Here is a 21,041-nt window from a genome sequence, read left to right on the forward strand (position 1 = left end):
TATCAAAAATCGGCAATAGCAAATTATTGCTATTTATGCCGACTCGCCAGATGAAGCAACATTAATTTGTTGACGAAAAGCCTGTGGCGTAACCTGATAGGTCTGGCGGAATACTTTGCAAAAATAACTGGTTTGTGAAAAACCTAAATTACGCGCAATGCTGGCGATGCTCCAGTCACTATGGCATAGCAACTCTTTAGCACTGGCCATTCGCTGTTGGTTTACCCAGGCATTAAATCCAATACCCTGATATTTTTTGAACAGCTTACTGAAATAGTACGGGCTCAGGTAAACATGAGAAGCCACATCCTCAAGGCGCAGCTCATCCGATAAATGAGCATCAATGTAGCGCAGCGCCTTTTTCATTTTGCTGTCATGAGGCGTCGGGCTACGACTCGTTTTTGCCGGCTCTGATTGCTGTGGGTTGTCCTTGATAACAACAAAATTCAGTTGTTTCTTAAGACAATTTTCGACGATAAGCTTCAGAAGATCCGCAGAAGCGATGACTCTTGAGTAATCCATTTCAGGAACATTGCGAAATTCACTGACCAGTTCCGGATCGGCTTGCCAGCGATCGTCGACGTTCAAAATATCAACTAATCCAACATCATTGCTTAGACGAACCTGCCCGCACAAAACAAACCCAACCAGGTGGCCCGCGATCACTAAAGGAATCGAGAAATCGGTGAGTCCGGCATGGCAGCGGTAAATACAGGGTTGATCGGATTTTGATGCTTCGAGTCCTCCACAGCGATCGCTCATTCGGCAACGTGTGCTGTGCTGAGGATGCTGGCGCATCAACTGGCAAAATGGGGTGAAATTAAATAACTCAGAAATTTCATCACCGTGAATATTGACAACCACAACAGCCAGACTGGTGGCTTGTGCAAAATCCTGTGCGATTTTATTAATGAGTTCTGAGTTCAGGGCGCTCGCAGAAATCATGATAAAACCTCTCAGTTAATTTATTGTTATAAATAAAACATATTATTTACATCCACTTTTCATCTTGCTACCCGGAGCAAGATGAAAAAAGGTGTAATGGACCATAACAAAAGTCTCCCATTCTTGGGAGACTTTTTAACCGGTTCAGGAAACCGGATCACGAAATCAGTTTTTACATTTCATAAATAGGCATTTTCCGTGAAGCTAACCCTCATTATCCTCCAGCTTGCACGTATTACAGGGTAAATTTTTGCCAATGAAATAACGATAAATTGCTGCCCCGGCGCAGGCACCGATAATGGGAGCTACAATCGGTACGATGAAGTAGGGAATGTCACGTCCCCCCGTCATCGCAATATCGCCCCATCCGGCAAACCATGCGAAAAGTTTAGGGCCGAAATCACGAGCAGGGTTCATTGCGAATCCAGTGAGCGGACCGGTAGATGCGCCGATAACGGCAACCAGAATACCAATTAGCAGAGGTGCCAGTGGCCCTTTGGGAACACCGTTGCCATCATCGGTAAGCGCCATGATCATGCCCATCAGAATAGACGTAATCACCACCTCTACCAGTGCGGCCTGCCAGACACTCAGTGCAGCAGCGGGATACGTACTAAAAATACTGGCAAGCTGCAGGCTTTCCAGGCTGCCACGAACCATATGATTAGCCGTTTCAAACTCTACAAATAAACTTCCATACAACAAATAGGCCAGTAATGCACCACCAAAGGCACCTGCCACCTGCGCTATGCTGTAGGGCAAAACTTTACGTCCTGGGAAACAGGCAAACAGCCATAAAGCAATAGTAATGGCAGGATTGAGATGCGCACCAGAAATCCCGGCGGTCAGGTAGACAGCAAGCGAGATCCCCAGACCCCATATGATGCATATCTCCCATAACCCCAAACTTGCACCGGCGACTTTCAGGGCGCTAAGACATCCAATACCAAAAAACAAAAACAGTCCGGTACCCAAAAACTCGGCAATGCATTGCGCTTTTAGAGAATCGTTCATTATGACACCTTCTAAGCAGAGTGCGTGTCTGTACCAGCAAACTCCTTGCTGGCAGTAGAATACATCGAGGCTTACTATAAAAAGCGTTGCCTACAAATTGTTGGCAACATCAGAACGATATGCTCTTAAAAATCGTGTTGCGATAACAAATTATTGCAATCACGTTTATTAAAACAAGCACGAAAGCGGGTTGAAATCCTAATAAAGTGAAATTTTAAGAATGACAAAATATTGTTCAGGGCAGATTTCCGTTTTCAAACAAACATCACAATTCCATTTTTAGCGCATAGCAAAGGATATTTAATCTGTCACCACTAAAAATGTAAATCTGGAATTGACATAACCAAATTATCACATTAACAAAATCATTAATATTCAATAAAAACAAGATCATATAATAAAAAATAGCAATTTTATATCACCCGAACATCACTATTTTTTCACTCTCACTTTCAAGTCAGCCATTCTTTTTCCTCGCTTCTTTTTATAGTCATGAAAATCGGGACAACCCAGGCGAGGTCTTTATGCAACAAGAAGCGTTAGGAATGGTAGAAACCAAAGGCTTGACTGCGGCCATAGAGGCTGCAGACGCAATGGTGAAGTCAGCCAATGTGATGCTGGTCGGCTACGAAAAAATTGGTTCAGGGCTGGTAACCGTTATTGTTCGCGGCGATGTAGGCGCTGTAAAAGCTGCAACAGATGCTGGTGCAGCAGCCGCACGTAACGTGGGTGAAGTGAAAGCCGTACACGTGATCCCACGCCCTCATACCGATGTAGAAAAAATCTTACCGAAGGGAATTAGCTAATGAGCAGCAATGAACTGGTTGAACAGATCATGGCGCAGGTGATTGCTCGTGTGGCAACACCGGAGCAAAAGGCTACCCCTGAAAATAATCATCCAACACGAGAAACGGCTATGGCAGAAAAGAGCTGCAGTTTAACGGAATTTGTCGGCACGGCGATTGGCGATACCGTCGGTCTGGTGATCGCAAACGTAGACAGCGCCTTACTGGACGCGATGAAGCTTGAAAAACGCTATCGCTCCATTGGCATCCTTGGCGCACGAACAGGTGCTGGTCCACACATCATGGCCGCAGATGAAGCGGTAAAAGCAACAAATACTGAAGTCGTCAGTATTGAGCTTCCCCGTGATACCAAAGGCGGTGCGGGTCACGGCTCGCTGATTATCTTAGGCGGCAACGATGTTTCCGATGTGAAACGCGGAATCGAAGTCGCTCTGAAAGAGCTTGATCGCACATTTGGTGATGTCTACGGCAATGAAGCCGGGCACCTCGAGTTGCAATACACCGCGCGAGCCAGTTACGCGCTGGAAAAAGCCTTTGGGGCGCCAATTGGCCGTGCCTGTGGCGTTATCGTCGGCGCACCGGCATCCGTTGGTGTGCTGATGGCTGACACCGCACTGAAATCCGCCAACGTTGAAGTGGTGGCTTATAGCTCCCCTGCACATGGCACCAGTTTCAGTAACGAAGCCATTCTGGTCATTTCCGGTGACTCCGGCGCCGTGCGTCAGGCCGTCATCTCCGCCCGTGAAATCGGTAAAACCGTGCTGGCGACCCTCGGTTCTGAACCGAAAAACGATCGTCCGTCCTACATCTGATATCAGTGAGGCTGATTCATGAGATCGAAAAGATTTGAAGCACTGGCGAAGCGCCCTGTGAATCAGGACGGCTTTGTTAAGGAGTGGATCGAAGAAGGCTTCATTGCGATGGAAAGCCCGAACGACCCTAAACCGTCTATTAAAATCGTTAACGGCATGGTCACTGAACTGGATGGTAAAGCCGCCGGCGAATTTGACTTAATTGACCATTTTATTGCTCGCTACGGTATTAATCTGGCGCGCGCAGAAGAAGTGATGGCGATGGACTCAGTCAAACTCGCCAATATGCTTTGCGATCCCAATGTGAAGCGCAGGGACATAGTTCCGCTGACAACTGCGATGACTCCGGCAAAAATTGTCGAAGTGGTTTCACACATGAATGTCGTTGAGATGATGATGGCAATGCAGAAAATGCGTGCCCGTCGTACCCCTTCTCAGCAAGCGCATGTTACTAACGTAAAAGACAACCCAGTGCAGATTGCAGCGGATGCTGCAGAAGGCGCATGGCGTGGATTTGACGAACAGGAAACAACCGTTGCCGTAGCACGTTACGCTCCATTTAACGCTATTGCTCTGCTGGTAGGTTCGCAGGTTGGGCGTCCTGGCGTATTAACCCAGTGTTCACTGGAAGAAGCTACCGAACTGAAACTGGGCATGCTAGGCCACACCTGCTACGCAGAAACCATTTCTGTGTACGGTACTGAACCGGTATTTACCGACGGCGACGACACCCCATGGTCAAAAGGCTTCCTGGCCTCTTCTTACGCTTCTCGCGGTCTGAAAATGCGCTTTACCTCCGGTTCCGGCTCAGAAGTTCAGATGGGTTACGCCGAAGGCAAATCGATGCTTTACCTGGAAGCCCGCTGCATTTACATCACCAAAGCCGCTGGCGTGCAAGGGTTACAGAATGGCTCCGTCAGCTGCATCGGCGTCCCTTCCGCTGTACCGTCAGGTATCCGCGCGGTACTGGCCGAAAACCTGATCTGTTCTTCTCTGGATCTGGAGTGCGCTTCCAGTAACGACCAAACCTTTACTCACTCGGATATGCGTCGTACTGCTCGTCTGCTGATGCAATTCCTGCCAGGTACTGACTTCATCTCTTCCGGTTATTCTGCCGTTCCGAACTACGACAACATGTTTGCCGGTTCTAACGAAGATGCTGAGGACTTTGACGACTATAACGTTCTCCAGCGTGACCTGAAAGTGGACGGTGGACTGCGCCCTGTTCGTGAAGAAGACGTCATCGCCATTCGTAACAAAGCCGCCCGCGCACTACAGGCCGTGTTTGCCGGAATGGGATTACCACCGATCACCGATGAAGAAGTTGAAGCAGCTACTTACGCCCACGGTTCGAAAGATATGCCGGAGCGTAACATTGTTGAAGACATCAAATTTGCACAAGAGATCATCAATAAAAACCGTAACGGCCTGGAAGTGGTGAAAGCCCTTGCCCAGGGAGGGTTTACTGATGTTGCTCAGGACATGCTCAACATCCAGAAAGCCAAGTTAACCGGAGATTATCTGCATACCTCCGCCATTATCGTCGGCGACGGACAAGTGCTATCCGCAGTCAATGACGTCAACGATTATGCCGGTCCGGCAACAGGTTATCGCCTGCAAGGCGAACGCTGGGAAGAAATTAAGAACATCCCCGGCGCACTTGATCCCAACGAGCTTGGCTAAGGGGTGAACAATGGAAATCAATGAAAAGCTGCTGCGCCAGATAATTGAAGATGTGCTGTCTGAAATGCAGACCAGCGACAAACCCGTCTCTTTTCGCGCGTCCACAACAGCAGTTGTACCACAAACAACGGCTCAAGGTGACAGCTTTCTGACCGAGATTGGCGAAGCCAAACAGGGCCAGCAACAAGATGAAGTGATTATTGCTGTTGGTCCGGCATTCGGTCTGTCCCAAACCGTCAATATCGTCGGCATACCACACAAGAATATCTTGCGTGAAGTGATCGCCGGTATTGAAGAGGAAGGCATTAAAGCACGTGTCATTCGCTGTTTTAAATCCTCCGACGTGGCGTTTGTCGCAGTAGAGGGTAACCGTCTGAGTGGTTCCGGTATTTCAATCGGTATCCAGTCAAAAGGCACTACGGTTATCCACCAGCAGGGATTACCGCCGCTTTCTAACCTGGAGTTATTCCCCCAGGCTCCGCTTCTGACACTGGAAACCTATCGTCAGATCGGTAAGAACGCTGCGCGATATGCCAAGCGTGAATCTCCGCAGCCGGTCCCTACGCTGAATGATCAGATGGCGCGTCCGAAATACCAGGCGAAATCGGCCATTCTGCACATTAAAGAGACCAAATACGTCGTGACGGGCAAAAACCCGCAGGAACTGCGCGTTGCGCTTTGATAAAGGATAACTCCATGAATACCGACGCAATTGAATCGATGGTTCGGGATGTGTTGAGCCGAATGAACAGCCTGCAGGGAGAGACAACCACTCCTGCTACGGCCAGTTCATCAACTCATACCGCAAAAGTCACGGATTACCCTCTCGCGAATAAACATCCGGAGTGGGTAAAAACCGCCACAAACAAAACCCTGGATGACTTCACGCTCGAAAATGTGTTGAGCAACAAAGTCACGGCACAGGATATGCGTATCACACCTGAAACGCTGCGCATTCAGGCTGATATTGCCAAAGATGCCGGACGTGACCGGTTGGCGATGAACTTTGAGCGAGCTGCAGAACTAACCGCTGTACCTGACGACCGCATCCTTGAAATTTACAACGCGCTACGTCCATACCGCTCAACGAAAGACGAGCTAATGGCCATCGCAGACGATCTCGAAAACCGTTATCAGGCAAAGATCTGTGCAGCTTTCGTTCGTGAAGCGGCAGCACTGTATGTTGAGCGTAAAAAACTCAAAGGCGACGATTAATATCAGGAAAATACGATGCGATATATAGCTGGCATTGATATAGGCAACTCATCAACAGAAGTCGCTCTCGCCACTCTGGATGAGGCTGGCACGCTGAGCATTACCGACAGTGCACTGGCAGAAACTACCGGAATTAAGGGCACATTGCGTAATGTGTTTGGTATTCAGGAGGCGCTTACGCTTGCGGCAAAAAATGCAGGCATCAATGTCAGCGATATTTCGCTCATCCGTATTAACGAAGCCACTCCAGTCATAGGTGATGTGGCGATGGAAACGATCACCGAAACCATCATCACCGAATCGACCATGATCGGCCACAACCCCAAAACGCCTGGCGGCGTGGGGTTAGGTGTTGGCGTCACGATTACACCGGAAGAGTTGTTAACCCGTCCGGCTGATATTCCTTACATCCTGGTGGTGTCATCAGCATTCGATTTCGCCGATGTCGCCACCATGATTAATGCCTCTGTTGGCGCAGGATATCAATTATCGGGCGTTATTTTGCAGCAGGACGATGGCGTTCTGGTCAGTAATCGCCTGAACAAACCGTTACCTATCGTTGATGAAGTGCTCTATATCGACCGTATCCCATTAGGGATGCTGGCCGCCATTGAGGTCGCCGTTCCAGGCAAGGTTATTGAGACACTTTCCAACCCATACGGCATTGCGACAGTTTTTAACCTCGACGCGAACGAGACCAAAAATATTGTCCCCATGGCACGCGCGCTGATTGGCAACCGCTCTGCTGTTGTGGTGAAAACTCCGTCAGGTGATGTGAAAGCACGTGCAATTCCGGCCGGGAATATTGAACTCCAGTCACAGGGACGTACCGTTCGCGTCGACGTCGCCGCTGGTGCCGAAGCGATTATGAAAGCAGTTGGTGAATGTCCAAAGCTTGATAACGTTACCGGTGAAGCTGGAACCAATATTGGCGGCATGCTGGAGCACGTACGCCAGACCATGGCTGAATTAACCAACAAACCTAGCCATGAAATCTTCATTCAGGATTTGTTGGCTGTTGATACCTCAGTTCCCGTCAGCGTGACGGGCGGACTGGCCGGAGAGTTTTCGCTGGAGCAGGCAGTTGGAATTGCCTCAATGGTGAAATCAGATCGCCTGCAAATGGCGATGATTGCCCAAGAGATCACACAAAAGCTCAATATTGACGTCCAGGTTGGCGGTGCTGAAGCCGAAGCAGCTATTTTAGGTGCTCTCACTACGCCAGGCACCACCCGTCCGTTGGCCATTCTGGATCTCGGCGCGGGTTCTACAGACGCCTCCATTATTAATCCCAAAGGCGAAATTATTGCCACACATCTGGCGGGGGCAGGCGATATGGTCACGATGATTATTGCCCGCGAACTGGGGTTGGATGATCGATATCTCGCAGAAGAGATCAAAAAATATCCGCTGGCAAAAGTTGAGAGCTTGTTCCACCTTCGTCACGAAGATGGCAGTGTTCAGTTTTTCCCTACCCCCTTGCCACCAACAGTATTTGCACGCGTTTGTGTGGTGAAACCTGATGAATTAGTGCCATTACCAGGGGATCTGGCACTGGAAAAAGTCAGAGCCATTCGCCGCAGCGCGAAGGAGCGAGTCTTTGTCACTAATGCGCTGAGAGCGTTACGTCAGGTCAGCCCAACCGGCAACATTCGCGACATCCCCTTTGTGGTTCTGGTCGGAGGATCCTCTCTGGATTTTGAAGTACCACAACTGGTTACGGATGCGTTGGCGCACTATCGACTGGTAGCGGGTCGAGGCAACATCCGGGGTACTGAAGGTCCCCGCAACGCGGTCGCGACAGGGTTGATCCTCTCCTGGTACAAGGCGTTCGCTCATGGAAAGTAATCTCACCACACCAGCTATCGTGATCTGCACCGTAGGGGACTGCACCTCACGCTGGAATGACGTATTGCTGGGTATTGAAGAGGAAGGGATCCCCTTTGTTATACGGGAAACCCATTCTACCGACATTATCCACAACGCATGGCTAGCTGCATGCCAATCGCCGTTGCTCGTCGGCATTGGATGCGATCAGGAAAAACTGGTTGTGCACTACAAAAACCTACCTACATCAGCACCACTTTTTACGCTGATGTATCAACAAAATAGCCACGATCGTCGGAGCATTGGTAACAACGCTGCGCGGCTGGTTAAAGGCATCCCTTTCAGGGAATGCCACTCATAACCCACAGGAGAAAAGCAGTATGAATAACGCACTGGGACTGGTTGAAACAAAAGGGCTTGTCGGCGCTATTGAAGCCGCTGATGCCATGGTGAAATCCGCAAACGTGCAGTTGGTTGGCTATGAAAAAATCGGCTCTGGCCTGATTACGGTCATGGTTCGTGGCGATGTTGGTGCGGTTAAAGCTGCAGTTGATGCAGGGAGTGCTGCAGCCAGTGCTGTTGGCGAGGTGAAATCCTGCCACGTTATCCCGCGTCCACACAGCGACGTTGAAGCTATTTTACCTAAGTCCGCGTAAGCCGTAGCAAAAGGAGCACAGCGTGAAGCAATCACTGGGATTACTTGAAGTTAGTGGTCTGGCGTTAGCCATCAGTTGCGCGGACGTCATGGCGAAAGCCGCATCCATCACGCTGGTGGGTCTCGAAAAAACCAACGGCTCAGGCTGGATGATGCTCAAAATCATCGGTGATGTGGCCTCCGTTCAGGCGGCCATTTCCACCGGTGCCAGCTTTGCAGATCTTCGGGATGGCCTGGTCGCTCACAGAGTCATTTCCAGACCTGGGGAAGGCATCCTTTCCCACAGTGTCATGACAGAGCCTGAGCCAGCCCCCGAGCCAACACCAGCCGTGGCGGAAGAAGAAGTAATTGTGGAAAACGTAATCTCCGAAGCCCCCCAAAATGCAGAGTTAATTAGCTGCAATCTGTGTCTTGACCCTGCCTGTTCGCGTCAAAAGGGAGAGCCTCGCTCACTTTGCCTGCACTCCGGCAAACGAGGTGAAGAATAATGGATAAACAGCTACTGGAAACAACCGTCAGCAAAGTACTGGATGAAATGCGCGAACGCCCTATTCCGCTGGGGATCTCTAATCGCCATATCCATCTTTGTGCTGCAGATTATGATCGCCTGTTCCCAAATCAGCCTATTAGCGAGAAAAAAGGGTTGTTACAGCCAGGGCAATACGCGGCAGACCAGACCGTAACGCTTGTGGGACCCAAAGGTCAGTTAAAAAATGTGCGTTTACTTGGGCCACTGCGTAGCACCAGCCAGGTCGAAATTTCACGCACTGACGCGCGCACGCTGGGTATAGCTGCGCCGCTACGCATGTCAGGCAATATCCAGGGTACGCCAGGCATTCGTCTTGTCAGCCCTTTTGCCGAACTGGACTTAGCATTCGGGGTAATTGTCGCCCAGCGCCATATTCATATGTCACCACTTGATGCGCTGATCCTGCGTGTCTCACATGGCGATAAAGTCTCCGTGGCCATCAATGGCGACGAACGCAGACTTATTTTCGATAACGTCGCCGTTCGTGTTTCACCCGACATGCGTCTTGAGATGCATATCGATACTGATGAAGCCAATGCCGCGGGTGCTGATAATCCACAGGCATTTGCCACACTGGTGGCCTCACGATGAACAACGAACTGCTGCAACGCATCATTGAGGAGGTTGTTTCCCGATTAAAAAAACGCGCGGAAAGCACACTCTGCGTGAGCGTCGCGCAGTTACGGGAAGTTGATACCCGGACGGTATGTTGTCAGTACTCAACGCTGCACATCCTGCAGGTAGATCTGTCTTTGCTGGCACAAATTGCTGAACACGACGCGTCCTGCGAGTCAGTAGTAACGATCCTCGAAGCACTGGCCTGCGGAGTCCGCGTGAAGATATCACTGCAACATCGACTGTTACCGGCGATCCCCGTGAGGAAACTCGCCCGACTGCCAGTGGAATTCAGCGATGAGCACGGACAAAACATCATTCTGCATCCCGAAACACTTTTAAGTTATGCCGACGTAGCCCGGTTGAAGGATGGATTTCTGGTAATACGCCGTCGATGTGTCGTTACCGCATTGGCTCAGGAAGCAGTCAATACGCGGAATGTCCAATTAATTAAGCAGGAGTGAACCATGCATCTGGCACGAGTTACAGGCGTCGTGGTTTCCACGCAAAAGTCGCCATCACTGGTCGGAAAAAAACTTTTGCTGGTACGTCGGGTATGCGCCGATGGGGAACTTCCCGCCTCCCCTGTGAGCGGGGATGAAGTCGCGGTTGATTCTGTAGGTGCAGGAACCGGCGAACTGGTATTACTCAGCAGTGGTTCCAGTGCCAGACACGTTTTTTCCGGCCCAAATGAGGCTATCGATCTGGCCATTGTCGGCATTGTCGACACGCTTTCTCGATAGGAGGAACTATGGCGATTTATACCCGAACTGGCGATGCCGGTACCACAGCACTCTTTACCGGGCAGCGCGTCAGTAAAACGCATCCACGCGTTGAAGCATACGGTACGTTGGATGAACTCAATGCTGCGCTGAGTCTGTGCGTCTGCGCAGTGAAAAGCCAACAACACCGACTCTTACTTGAACAAATTCAAGTGCAGCTCTTTTGGTTTAGTGCGGAGCTTGCCAGCGAAAGCGAACAGCCGACGCCAGAACAGCGTTACATCAGCTCGGAAGAAATTGCGGCCCTGGAAGCCGCTATCGATACCGCTATGGGGCGAATCCCCCCCCTGCATAGTTTTATTTTACCGGGCCGCTGCGAAGCTGCGAGCCGTCTGCACCTTGCTCGTACGCTTGCCCGCCGCGCAGAAAGACGGCTTGTCGAACTCTCAGCAGATGTCTCTATCAGACATGTGCTGATGCGGTATATCAATCGCCTGTCCGACTGCTTATATGCACTCGCTCGTGCCGAAGATCATGACGCCCATCAGGCCGACATCATTCGGAAAGTGACTGAGCGCTATCTGGCTACAACCCAAACAATAACCACAAATGAGTCTGCAATGTCTTTATCTTTCCAGGAACTTCATCAACTGACTCGAGCCGCGGTAACACGGGCAGATGAACTCAAAGTCCCTGTCGTTATCAGCATAGTTGATCCTAACGGGACACAAACGGTGACCTGGCGCATGCCCGATGCATTGCTCGTGAGTAGCGAACTTGCACCGAAAAAAGCCTGGACCGCCGTTGCGATGAAAACCGCCACTCATGAACTGAGTTCTGCGGTACAACCGGGAGCCGCACTTTACGGTCTGGAAAGCCATATGCAGGGAAAAGTCGTCACTTTTGGTGGCGGCTACGCACTATGGCGTGAAGGTTTACTACTTGGGGGTCTTGGCATCAGCGGAGGAAGCGTTGAGCAGGATATGGACATTGCAGAAACTGCCATTGCGGCGATTAACGTGAGAACACATCAATGAATACGTCAGAACTTGAAATCCTTATCCGCAACATTCTGAGTGAGCAACTCGCACCGGCAAAAACAGAAATAAAAGGAAACGGTATTTTCCCGTCCGTCGGTGAAGCGATAGATGCTGCCCATCAGGCCTTTTTGCGTTATCAGCAATGCCCGCTGAAAACCCGTAGCGCCATCATTAATGCACTACGGGAAGAACTGACACCTCATCTTGGTTCGCTGGCGGCAGAGAGCGCAGCAGAAACGGGGATGGGCAACAAAGAGGATAAATTCCTCAAAAACAAGGCGGCGCTGGACAACACCCCTGGCATCGAAGATCTAACGACAACGGCCCTGACCGGTGACGGTGGCATGGTGTTATTTGAATATTCCCCGTTTGGTGTAATTGGCTCAGTCGCCCCCAGCACCAACCCAACGGAAACCATTATTAACAACAGCATCAGTATGCTGGCCGCAGGAAACAGCGTTTATTTCAGCCCGCACCCGGGCGCAAAAATGGTCTCACTTAAGCTGATTGCCATGATTGAGGATATTGCGTTTCGCTGTTGCGGGATTCGGAATCTTGTCGTCACGGTCACAGAACCTACTTTTGAAGCTACCCAGCAGATGATGGCCCATCCTAAAATCGCAGTGCTGGCGATCACCGGTGGCCCTGGCATTGTTGCTATGGGCATGAAAAGTGGGAAAAAAGTTATTGGTGCAGGTGCGGGTAACCCTCCATGTATCGTTGATGAAACCGCCGATCTGGTGAAAGCAGCGGAAGATATCATCAACGGCGCATCCTTTGATTACAACCTGCCCTGCATTGCAGAGAAAAGCCTGATTGTTGTTGATGCTGTTGCCGAACGACTGGTTCAGCAAATGCAGTCTTTTGGTGCGTTGCTTCTGAACTGCGAAGAGATCGACAAATTACGCGCCGCCTGTCTGCCTGAAGGGATAGCCAATAAGAAACTCGTAGGGAAAAGTCCCGCAACATTACTGGAAGCTGCGGGTATACCGGTTCCGGCAAAAGCACCCCGCCTGTTGATTGGTATCGTCAGCGCTGACGATCCGTGGGTCACCAGCGAGCAATTGATGCCAATGCTGCCAATCGTGACGGTAAATGATTTTGACAGTGCGTTAACGTTAGCCCTGAAAGTTGAAGAGGGACTGCATCACACTGCCATTATGCACTCACAGAATGTTTCACGTTTGAATCTTGCCGCCCGCACGCTTCAGACATCTATTTTTGTGAAAAATGGCCCCTCTTACGCCGGAATTGGCGTGGGTGGTGAAGGCTTCACGACCTTCACTATCGCCACACCGACCGGTGAAGGAACGACGTCTGCGCGAACTTTCGCACGCTCTCGTCGTTGTGTGCTGACAAACGGTTTTTCAATCCGCTAACGAGGCCGTAATGAATAGCTTTTCACTACAAACCCGATTGTACAGCGGCCAGGGAAGTCTGGAAGTGCTCAAGCGCTTCACAAATAAGCATATCTGGATTATCTGCGACGGTTTTCTGGCGCGCTCACCTTTGATTGACAAGCTGAGGAGTGCCCTGCCAGCGGATAATCGCATCAGCGTTTTCAGCGACATCACTCCCGATCCAACCATCGGTACGGTAGTTCAGGGGATTGCGCAAATGCACTCCCTGCAACCGGATGTTGTTATCGGCTTTGGTGGAGGCTCAGCGCTTGATGCTGCAAAAGCTATCGTCTGGTTCAGCCGACAGTTTGGCATCGAAATAGAAACCTGTGTGGCTATTCCAACCACCAGCGGCACAGGTTCTGAAGTGACCAGCGCTTGTGTGATTAGCGATCCGGATAAAGGTATTAAATATCCATTATTTAATAATGCTCTGTATCCAGATATGGCGGTACTTGATCCGACCCTGGTCGTCAGCGTGCCGCCAGCCATCACTGCAAATACCGGGATGGACGTACTGACGCACGCGCTGGAAGCTTATGTTTCAACGAAGGCCAGCGACTTCACCGATGCTCTCGCAGAAAAGGCGGCACAAATCGTCTTCCAGTATCTGCCCGTCGCGGTCAGTAAAGGCGATTGTCTGGCAACACGAGGAAAAATGCACAACGCCTCGACACTTGCCGGAATGGCTTTTAGCCAGGCAGGACTCGGGATTAATCACGCGATAGCCCATCAGTTAGGCGGTCAGTTTCATCTGCCTCACGGACTTGCCAATGCGCTAATACTGACTCCGGTCATTCAGTTTAACGCTCGTGATCCACGGGCAGCAAAGCGGTACGCCCGATTTGCGAAAGCCTGTCACCTGTGCCCGGATAATGCTAACGATACAGCGGCACTCAATGCGCTAATTCATCATATTGAGCTGCTCAAAAAACAGTGTGCGTTACCCTCTTTTATTGACGCGCTTAAAGACGGAAAGCAAACCTGGTCACAGCGAATACCGTTGATGGTTCAGGCCGCGCTGGCTGATGTCACGCTGCAAACTAATCCTCGCGTAGCCAACGCCAGTGCCATCCAGGAACTGCTTGAGGAATTATTATGAATACAGCCATGACGGCAGAACCCACTCTTTATGATGCGCAAACGATACGCGATCGCGTTCGTGCTGCGGGTGTGGTGGGAGCCGGAGGCGCAGGGTTTCCTGCGCACGTCAAACTCCAGGCTCAGGTTGATACGTTTCTGGTGAATGCAGCAGAGTGCGAGCCAATGCTGAAAGTTGATCAGCAATTAATGGCTCTGCAGGCGGCCCGACTGGTCCGTGGCGTGCAGTATGCAATGAAAGCCACAGGGGCCAGTGCAGGCATAATTGCTCTTAAAGAAAAGTATCAGAAAGCTATCAGAGCCTTAACACCTCTCCTGCCTGCTGATATCCGGTTACACATTTTGCCTGATGTTTATCCGGCTGGTGACGAAGTTCTGACGATATGGATGGCAACCGGACGACGAGTCCCCCCTGCCGCATTGCCGGTCAGCGTCGGTGTAGTCGTCAATAACGTCCAGACCGTACTTAACATCGCCAGAGCCGTCGAGCAACAGTATCCCGTTACGCGTCGTACGCTGACCGTCAACGGCGCTGTAGCCAGGCCCGTAACCATGACGGTCCCTATCGGAATGTCTTTACGTGAAGTACTGGCCCTGGCTGGCGGATCCACCGTCGATGACCCTGGATTCATCAACGGTGGCCCCATGATGGGTAGCCTGATTACCTCCCTGGATACGCCGGTGAGCAAAACGACAGGCGGCCTGTTGGTTCTGCCAAAATCCCATGCGCTTATTCAACGGCGAATGCAGGATGAACGTACCGTACTTTCGGTGGCAAAAACCGTTTGTGAACAGTGCCGTTTGTGTACGGATCTGTGCCCAAGACATTTGATCGGCCATGAACTATCGCCTCATCTACTGGTCCGCGCGGTTAACTATCAGCAGGCCGCTACACCGCAATTGCTGCTCACTGCCCTGACCTGCTCAGAATGCAACGTCTGCGAAAGCGTTGCATGTCCGGTAGGCATCTCACCGATGCGTATTAATCGCATGCTTAAACGTGAGCTGCGTGCGCTAAACCATCGTTATGAAGGGCCACTCAACCCTGCTGATGAAATGGCGAAGTATCGCCTCATCCCGGTTACACGACTCATTACCAAACTGGGTCTAAGTGACTGGTACCACGACGCACCGTTAGCACCGACAGATTATTCAACAGATACAACGACGTTGCTGCTACGCCAACATATTGGTGCCAGCGCCATCCCTTGTGTGCAAAAAGGGGAACGAGTTGTTCGTGGCCAGTGTGTTGCCGATGTGCCAGCAGACACATTAGGCGCCCCTGTTCACGCCAGTATTGACGGTATTGTCAGCGAGATAACTGATCAATCCATCACGGTAATTAGAGGTTAACCATGTCTCAGGCTATAGGTATTTTAGAACTCACCAGCATTGCCAAAGGGATGGAAGCCGGCGATGCCATGCTCAAAAGCGCGAATGTGAATTTACTGGTCAGCAAAACCATCTGTCCGGGCAAATTTTTACTCATGCTCGGCGGAGATGTTGGCGCTGTGCAACAGGCTATCGCCACTGGCACATCGCTTGCAGGTGATATGCTCGTTGACAGTCTGGTATTGCCAAATATTCATGCCAGCGTTCTGCCAGCAATCAGCGGTCTTAACAGCGTTGATACACGTCAGGCGGTTGGGATTGTAGAAACCTGGAGCGTAGCCGCGTGTATCTGTGCCGCCGATCGCGCAGTTAAAGCCTCAAATGTCACGCTGGTACGGGTACATATGGCATTTGGCATTGGAGGCAAATGCTACATGGTGGTCGCGGGTGATGTTTCCGATGTGAATAACGCCGTGACGGTAGCCAGCGAAAGCGCAGGTGAAAAAGGACTGCTGGTCTATCGCTCTGTCATCCCGCGTCCGCATGAAAGCATGTGGCGACAAATGGTGGAGGGATAATGGAGAGGCAACCGACGACGGATCGCATGATCCAGGAATACGTACCGGGAAAACAGGTCACTCTGGCACATCTCATCGCCAATCCGGGTAAAGATTTATTCAAGAAGCTGGGATTACAGGACTCGGTTTCAGCTATTGGGATTTTAACCATTACACCAAGTGAAGCCTCAATTATTGCCTGTGACATCGCCACCAAATCCGGTGCAGTTGAGATAGGTTTTCTTGACCGTTTTACCGGCGCAGTCGTCCTGACAGGTGATGTTTCAGCGGTTGAATATGCGCTAAAACAGGTTACCCGCACGCTGGGCGAAATGATGCGTTTTACCGCGTGTCCCATTACACGGACTTAACGCCATGAAACGCATAATGCTAATTGGACCCAGCCAGTGCGGTAAGACATCACTTACTCAATGTATGCGTGGTGAAGCACTTCATTACCAGAAAACTCAGGCCATTGTCTGGTCTCCTGCAGCAATAGACACACCGGGTGAATATATTGAGAACCGGTGCCTGTATAGCGCACTGCTGGCCAGTTCCTGTGAAGCCGACATTATCGCTCTGGTACTCAATGCTGATGCACCCTGGTCACCTTTTTCGCCTGGTTTTACTGGCCCGATGAACAGACCTGTTATCGGTCTGGTGACCAAAGCTGATTTAGCTAATCCGCAGCGTATTTCCCTCGTCGAAAACTGGTTGGTGCAGGCTGGAGCGCAAAAAGTCTTTATCACCAGCGCAGTGAACAATACCGGAGTGGATGAGATGTTCATTTTTCTGAATGCAAAGGAACCTTCATGTCTCACAAGATAATGGCTATTAACGCCGGCAGCTCTTCGCTGAAGTTTCAGTTACTGGCCATGCCGCAGGGTGAAATGCTGTGTCAGGGGTTGATCGAGCGTATCGGCATGACTGACGCACAGGTCACCATCAAAACACCAGTAGAAAAATGGCAGGAGATTTTGCCCGTTGCCGACCATCGGGATGCGGTAACCCTGTTACTGGAAAAACTGCTCAGCCATAAAATTATCAATAGTCTGGATGACATTGACGGTACGGGACATCGCGTTGCGCACGGCGGGGAATCTTTTAAAGATTCTGCCCTGGTGACCGAGGAAACACTGGCAGAAATCGAGCGTCTTGCAGAACTGGCACCGTTACATAACCCGGTTAATGCGCTCGGCATTGCTGTATTTCGCCAATTGCTGCCAAAAACGCCTGCTGTTGCCGTTTTTGACACCGCTTTCCATCAGACACTTGATGAGCCTTCTTTTATTTATCCCCTGCCCTGGCGGTATTACTCTGAGCTGGGAATTCGTCGCTACGGTTTTCATGGCACCAGCCATAAATATGTCAGCGCCGCACTGGCTGAAAAACTGGGTGTTCCTCTCAGCGCCCTGCGCGTTGTGTGCTGTCATCTGGGTAACGGGAGCAGTATCTGCGCCATCAAGGGCGGGCTGTCGGTTAATACATCAATGGGCTTTACCCCACAATCGGGCGTGATGATGGGCACTCGTAGTGGTGATATCGATCCGTCTATTCTGCCGTGGATTGCGATGCGTGAAGGCAAAACACCTCAGCAGCTCAATCAGTTACTCAATAATGAGTCAGGTTTGCTGGGTATTTCTGGCATTTCACCTGATTACCGTGACGTTGAACATGCTGCTGATAATGGAAACCATCAGGCAGCACTTGCGCTAACGCTGTTTGCCGAACGTATTCGGGCCACGATTGGCAGCTACATTATGCAAATGGGCGGTCTGGATGCACTGGTATTTACTGGTGGTATTGGCGAGAACTCTGCACGTGCCAGGGCCGCCATTTGTCGCAATTTGAATTTCTTAGGTCTGGCCGTTGATGAAGAAAAAAATCAGCGTAACGCGACCTTCATTCAGACAGAAAACGCGATGGTCAAAGTGGCCGTGATTAACACCAATGAAGAGCTAATGATAGCGCAGGACGTGATGCGAATAGCGATAGCAGAAACTGTGACATTGGACATCCCGGCCTAGTATTGCCGCACTGCAAATTGCGGCAAATCATGGTAATAGCGCGATCGCCATGACACTATGCGCCGAGGATTGCTGATCACAAAGGTGAAGACGTGGCTGTTGCGCAATGTCCCGCATCATGCGGAGAACTTATCCAGGGCTGGATTTTGGGCAGTGAGAAATTGGTCTCCTGCCCGGTTGAATGGTATAGCACCGTTGAGATCAGTTCAGGTTCACCGTTGACAGATGAGCGTCCCCTCTCTCGGGCGATGGTTGACCGGTTGTTGCAGCACTGGCAATACCCGGCACATGTCAGCCAGGATATCCGGATAGACATCCATTCAACAATCCCCATCGCCAAAGGTATGGCCAGCAGCACGGCGGATATTGCCGCCACGGCAATTGCTACGGCGCATCATCTGGGCCATCCGTTAGATGAATCGACACTGGCACAGCTTTGCGTTTCACTTGAGCCTACTGACAGTACCGTTTTTCGCCAGTTAACCCTTTTCGATCATAACGACGCCTCCACACAAATTGCCTGTGAAGCGCAGCCGCAACTCGACCTGTTAGTTCTTGAAAGCCCGGAAACGTTACGTACAGCAGACTATCATCGTATTCCTCGTCAGTCAGGATTACAGGCTGGCGCCCCTGCACTTAAGCGAGCATGGGAAAAAGTTCAGGAAGCCTGTATTTATCAAAACCCATACAGGATGGGCGAAGCGGCAACACTAAGCGCAATCGCCAGTCAGTTGTTGTTGCCAAAACCCGATTTCGACTCACTATTGGCGCTGGTAGAAGAATGTGATTTATACGGAGTGAATGTCGCGCACAGCGGCAGCGTTGTAGGCCTGATGCTGGACAGAAAACGTCACGATGTTGATTATATCAAATGGATGCTGGGGCAGAAGAAGCTGACAAGGCACTGGCCGGAACAGCATTTGCTAAGGATGGTAACTGGCGGGGTCGAGTTACAATAAGGGCCGCACCGCAGCCCTTATCATTATATACCTGTCATACTTCAATTTTGCCTGAAACCTGAAGGTTCAGGGTATAAAACGTTACTCTGCTTTCGCTTCGCCGTTTTTCACTTCGCCCATGGCTTTCAGCTTTTTAGAGATATCGCGACGCTCTTTTGAGATCTCAGCGTTTTTGATGATGTAATCATCCACGCGATCTTCGTAGTCACTTTTCATGCTGGCAATAATGCCCTGGATCGCTTCGACGCTCATGCCCGGCTTGATGTAGTCACTCAGGTTGTCCAGCAGCAGAACGCGTTTCTGGTTGTCACGGATCTTTTTCTCAACGTCCTGGATTTCACGTTGCAGTTTGTTCTTACGACGGAACAGACGAACAAATTCCAGCACGTCCTGGAAAGAAGGCTTGGTAGTTTCCATTTTTACACCCCTGATAATGTGAGATTCGGATTCGTTTAAACAACGGCTAAAGTGGGTCAACATTACTTTCATGCCCGCCATACTTCAAGTTGCATATGCATTGACAATACATGGTTGAAACCTGAATTATCGAGGGTAAAGCCATTGCAGTTAACAATGGTTTTAGCCTTTTTCAGTATCATACCCTTAATCCTTGCTGAATCGAAGCAGCAGGATAATCAATCCCCTCATCTGCTCTTTATTTGCGCAAAGCGCGACAGATTAAATGTGAGAGCAACTCCAGTTGTCGTGCCATTTCCATGTTCAGCCAGACATAGCCGTGAATGGGAGTCTCAGCGACATTATCGCCTTTATGCTCATCAATGAGCTTACGCAGCTCCGCTACGGTATCGTTGAGTTTTTCCGTATTGGCAAGCACTGGCTGCGGATTACCTTCATACAGAGCATGAGTTATCGTCAGTAATGCCTGTTGAGTTCTGAGCTGTGTTTCACGCAGTGTATGCGCATTCAGCATCACAAAGTGGCTGGTACGCGTTGCCCAAAGCGCATTAATTTGCAACTCGAGCATGCAAACCAGATTACGGTTAACAGTTTGAATAGCCTCAAATATAGACTTTTGGATATGCGTTTCTTTGCTGGCAGGGACGATGAGCCCGCGCATTTTGACAACGTCACTCAACAACTGCTGTAAATGTTTCTCCAGACGGGGTTGTTCGAGCAGGTTAGGCGACAGAGCAGCCTGGTACACGCGATTATACCCTGTAACACAATGCGCAAGTTGAATACGCCAGTGTATAAAAGCGCGTTGTGGCCAGATGCCGGTAAACAGCATCGCCAGTAGCGAACCCAGGATAACGTCACCACCACGCCAGAGTGCCGTATTCATATCGCCAGCAGGAGCTCCCACGACAACGGCAAGCGTAATGCCAATCAGCAGAGCCTGATAGGGCTTTTTGCCTAGAGCCAACCAGCCGCAGAGAAACATTGCCACCGCACACCATATCAACATTAACGGTAGTGAAAAGAGTTCCAGCCGCAGAGCCACCAGTCCCAGCACAGAGCCCAGAATCGTCCCACCAATGCGCTCAAAAGCCCTGGGAACCACATTACCCCAAAATGAAATAGGCCCCATGATCACGACCAGCGTGATTAGAGGCCATGTACCTTCAGGGATGTTCAGCAGCCGGACCAGCAGAAAAGTGAGAAGAAACGCCAGCGCAATGCGAATACCATGCACAACACGATAATGACGATACAAACGAATTTCAAAAGGACTCAGAGACTTATCTGCACGCACTCATGCACTCCGTCAGGGAATAGCAAAGAACGGAATTGTACCTGCTTTTTCAGTGAAAATATCACTGTAATGGTCAGGACTTTCATCC

At 50.5% G+C, this 21,041-nt stretch carries 25 protein-coding genes; 21 read left to right on the forward strand and 4 right to left on the reverse strand.

The window, feature by feature from the left end; translation table 11 throughout:
• Nucleotides 1-33: 33 nt before the first annotated feature.
• Nucleotides 34-945: a transcriptional regulator PocR gene (pocR, locus tag OH663_RS21030; RefSeq protein WP_045444480.1), complete on the reverse strand. Its 912-nt coding sequence runs from the start codon at nucleotides 943-945 to the stop codon at nucleotides 34-36.
• A gap of 204 nt (nucleotides 946-1,149) precedes the next feature.
• Nucleotides 1,150-1,959 carry a propanediol diffusion facilitator PduF gene (gene pduF, locus OH663_RS21035; RefSeq protein WP_045444483.1) on the reverse strand — a complete coding sequence of 270 codons (810 nt, stop codon included), beginning with the start codon at nucleotides 1,957-1,959 and terminating at the stop codon, nucleotides 1,150-1,152.
• 524 nt (nucleotides 1,960-2,483) lie between these two features.
• Here pduF and pduA point away from each other — a divergent pair.
• The 21 genes from pduA to OH663_RS21140 all read left to right on the forward strand — a co-directional run bounded on the left by pduA (nucleotide 2,484) and on the right by OH663_RS21140 (nucleotide 19,239).
• Nucleotides 2,484-2,765, forward strand: a complete 282-nt coding sequence (pduA, locus tag OH663_RS21040) for a propanediol utilization microcompartment protein PduA (RefSeq protein WP_003030255.1) — start codon at nucleotides 2,484-2,486, stop codon at nucleotides 2,763-2,765.
• A complete protein-coding gene (pduB, locus tag OH663_RS21045) occupies nucleotides 2,765-3,577 on the forward strand; it encodes a propanediol utilization microcompartment protein PduB (protein ID WP_045444488.1) in 813 nt (270 codons plus the stop codon). The genes pduA and pduB overlap by 1 nt, the downstream gene beginning before the upstream one ends.
• Before the next feature lie 18 nt (nucleotides 3,578-3,595).
• Nucleotides 3,596-5,260, forward strand: coding sequence for a propanediol dehydratase large subunit PduC (pduC, locus tag OH663_RS21050; protein ID WP_048221149.1), 1,665 nt, complete (start codon nucleotides 3,596-3,598; stop codon nucleotides 5,258-5,260).
• Nucleotides 5,261-5,270: 10 nt separating this feature from the next.
• A complete protein-coding gene (pduD, locus tag OH663_RS21055; protein ID WP_048221147.1) occupies nucleotides 5,271-5,942 on the forward strand; it encodes a propanediol dehydratase medium subunit PduD in 672 nt (223 codons plus the stop codon).
• A 14-nt stretch (nucleotides 5,943-5,956) separates the two neighbouring features.
• Nucleotides 5,957-6,475, forward strand: a complete 519-nt coding sequence (gene pduE, locus OH663_RS21060; RefSeq protein ID WP_045444498.1) for a propanediol dehydratase small subunit PduE — start codon at nucleotides 5,957-5,959, stop codon at nucleotides 6,473-6,475.
• Between the two features lie 15 nt (nucleotides 6,476-6,490).
• The gene (locus tag OH663_RS21065; protein ID WP_200013250.1) at nucleotides 6,491-8,323 is read left to right on the forward strand and encodes a diol dehydratase reactivase subunit alpha; all 1,833 of its coding nucleotides are present in this window, start codon (nucleotides 6,491-6,493) and stop codon (nucleotides 8,321-8,323) included.
• On the forward strand, nucleotides 8,313-8,663 hold the full coding sequence (locus OH663_RS21070) for a glycerol dehydratase reactivase beta/small subunit family protein (RefSeq protein ID WP_200013251.1): 351 nt from the start codon (nucleotides 8,313-8,315) through the stop codon (nucleotides 8,661-8,663). The genes OH663_RS21065 and OH663_RS21070 overlap by 11 nt, the downstream gene beginning before the upstream one ends.
• Before the next feature lie 19 nt (nucleotides 8,664-8,682).
• Nucleotides 8,683-8,958 carry a propanediol utilization microcompartment protein PduJ gene (gene pduJ, locus OH663_RS21075; protein WP_001057752.1) on the forward strand — a complete coding sequence of 92 codons (276 nt, stop codon included), beginning with the start codon at nucleotides 8,683-8,685 and terminating at the stop codon, nucleotides 8,956-8,958.
• 22 nt (nucleotides 8,959-8,980) lie between these two features.
• Nucleotides 8,981-9,445 carry a BMC domain-containing protein gene (locus tag OH663_RS21080; protein ID WP_200013252.1) on the forward strand — a complete coding sequence of 155 codons (465 nt, stop codon included), beginning with the start codon at nucleotides 8,981-8,983 and terminating at the stop codon, nucleotides 9,443-9,445.
• Nucleotides 9,445-10,077, forward strand: coding sequence for a phosphate propanoyltransferase (locus OH663_RS21085; protein WP_045444512.1), 633 nt, complete (start codon nucleotides 9,445-9,447; stop codon nucleotides 10,075-10,077). Before OH663_RS21080 ends, OH663_RS21085 begins: the two co-directional genes overlap by 1 nt.
• On the forward strand, nucleotides 10,074-10,565 hold the full coding sequence (gene pduM / locus OH663_RS21090) for a microcompartment protein PduM (protein WP_045444515.1): 492 nt from the start codon (nucleotides 10,074-10,076) through the stop codon (nucleotides 10,563-10,565). Before OH663_RS21085 ends, pduM begins: the two co-directional genes overlap by 4 nt.
• A 3-nt stretch (nucleotides 10,566-10,568) precedes the next feature.
• On the forward strand, nucleotides 10,569-10,844 hold the full coding sequence (locus OH663_RS21095; protein WP_045444518.1) for a EutN/CcmL family microcompartment protein: 276 nt from the start codon (nucleotides 10,569-10,571) through the stop codon (nucleotides 10,842-10,844).
• An 8-nt stretch (nucleotides 10,845-10,852) separates the two neighbouring features.
• Nucleotides 10,853-11,860, forward strand: coding sequence for a two-domain cob(I)yrinic acid a,c-diamide adenosyltransferase PduO (gene pduO, locus OH663_RS21100; protein ID WP_045444522.1), 1,008 nt, complete (start codon nucleotides 10,853-10,855; stop codon nucleotides 11,858-11,860).
• Nucleotides 11,857-13,242, forward strand: coding sequence for a CoA-acylating propionaldehyde dehydrogenase PduP (pduP, locus tag OH663_RS21105; RefSeq protein WP_200013253.1), 1,386 nt, complete (start codon nucleotides 11,857-11,859; stop codon nucleotides 13,240-13,242). Before pduO ends, pduP begins: the two co-directional genes overlap by 4 nt.
• A 10-nt stretch (nucleotides 13,243-13,252) precedes the next feature.
• A complete protein-coding gene (locus OH663_RS21110) occupies nucleotides 13,253-14,365 on the forward strand; it encodes a 1-propanol dehydrogenase PduQ (RefSeq protein ID WP_045444536.1) in 1,113 nt (370 codons plus the stop codon).
• The gene (pduS, locus tag OH663_RS21115) at nucleotides 14,362-15,717 is read left to right on the forward strand and encodes a cobalamin reductase PduS (RefSeq protein ID WP_200042316.1); all 1,356 of its coding nucleotides are present in this window, start codon (nucleotides 14,362-14,364) and stop codon (nucleotides 15,715-15,717) included. The genes OH663_RS21110 and pduS overlap by 4 nt, the downstream gene beginning before the upstream one ends.
• A 2-nt stretch (nucleotides 15,718-15,719) precedes the next feature.
• A complete protein-coding gene (gene pduT / locus OH663_RS21120; protein WP_048221136.1) occupies nucleotides 15,720-16,274 on the forward strand; it encodes a propanediol utilization microcompartment protein PduT in 555 nt (184 codons plus the stop codon).
• Complete coding sequence (pduU, locus tag OH663_RS21125; RefSeq protein ID WP_032939586.1) at nucleotides 16,274-16,624, forward strand: propanediol utilization microcompartment protein PduU; 351 nt, start codon at nucleotides 16,274-16,276, stop codon at nucleotides 16,622-16,624. Before pduT ends, pduU begins: the two co-directional genes overlap by 1 nt.
• A gap of 4 nt (nucleotides 16,625-16,628) precedes the next feature.
• Nucleotides 16,629-17,081 (forward strand): propanediol utilization protein PduV, encoded by a 453-nt coding sequence (gene pduV / locus OH663_RS21130; RefSeq protein WP_045444543.1) that lies wholly within the window; start codon nucleotides 16,629-16,631, stop codon nucleotides 17,079-17,081.
• Nucleotides 17,066-18,280, forward strand: coding sequence for an acetate/propionate family kinase (locus tag OH663_RS21135; RefSeq protein ID WP_045444545.1), 1,215 nt, complete (start codon nucleotides 17,066-17,068; stop codon nucleotides 18,278-18,280). Before pduV ends, OH663_RS21135 begins: the two co-directional genes overlap by 16 nt.
• A 92-nt stretch (nucleotides 18,281-18,372) precedes the next feature.
• Entirely contained in the window at nucleotides 18,373-19,239 is an 867-nt protein-coding gene (locus tag OH663_RS21140) for a GHMP family kinase ATP-binding protein (RefSeq protein ID WP_200013255.1), read from the forward strand.
• Between the two features lie 81 nt (nucleotides 19,240-19,320).
• On the opposite strand, the gene OH663_RS21145 is transcribed toward OH663_RS21140, so the two are convergent.
• Both OH663_RS21145 and OH663_RS21150 read right to left on the reverse strand, forming a co-directional pair.
• On the reverse strand, nucleotides 19,321-19,656 hold the full coding sequence (locus tag OH663_RS21145) for a DUF496 family protein (protein ID WP_003834176.1): 336 nt from the start codon (nucleotides 19,654-19,656) through the stop codon (nucleotides 19,321-19,323).
• Between the two features lie 238 nt (nucleotides 19,657-19,894).
• Nucleotides 19,895-20,953, reverse strand: coding sequence for an FUSC family protein (locus OH663_RS21150; RefSeq protein ID WP_045444553.1), 1,059 nt, complete (start codon nucleotides 20,951-20,953; stop codon nucleotides 19,895-19,897).
• Between the last annotated feature and the right edge of the window lie 88 nt (nucleotides 20,954-21,041).

It is taken from the genome of Citrobacter sp. Marseille-Q5395, from assembly GCF_947057495.1.
GTDB classification, from domain to species: domain Bacteria; phylum Pseudomonadota; class Gammaproteobacteria; order Enterobacterales; family Enterobacteriaceae; genus Citrobacter; species Citrobacter murliniae.